Source organism: Acuticoccus kandeliae (genome assembly GCF_003073115.1).
Window position 1 is genome coordinate 1 of the sequence record NZ_QBBV01000060.1, and the last position, 432, is coordinate 432.

Genomic DNA, 432 nt, shown 5'->3' on the forward strand with positions numbered 1-432 from the left:
GATGGATGGATGTATACATGCATGTATGTATGTATGTATGTTTGTATGTATGTATGTATGTATGTATGTATGTATGTATGTATGTATGTATGTACTGTATGTATGTATGTATGTATGTATGAATGTACAAAGTTCTGTCTGTCCGTCCGTCTGCATGGAACATACATACATACATACATACATAAAGGCATGCATACATACATACATACCGCAGGCAGCATACACCAATCCTCCTGGACATAGTCGAACTTCCTCTTCCTCCTCCCTTCTTCTTCTCCTTCCTCTTTCTTCCTTCTCCTTCTTCTTCTTCTCCCTCCATCATCTTCTTCTTGCGGGTCTCCTTCATCTTCTTATCCGTCTTCTTCTTCTGTGATAAAGAAGAAGAGGAAGAAGAAGTTGTCGGTCTAGGTGTCGGCGAGCGTGAGTTTAAAG

At 40.3% G+C, this 432-nt stretch carries 1 protein-coding gene; it reads right to left on the bottom strand.

The window, feature by feature from the left end; all coding sequences use genetic code 11:
• Positions 1–346: hypothetical protein (locus DBV35_RS30795; RefSeq protein ID WP_205648940.1), on the bottom strand; the 346-nt coding region annotated here is incomplete at its 3' end.
• Between the last annotated feature and the right edge of the window lie 86 nt (positions 347–432).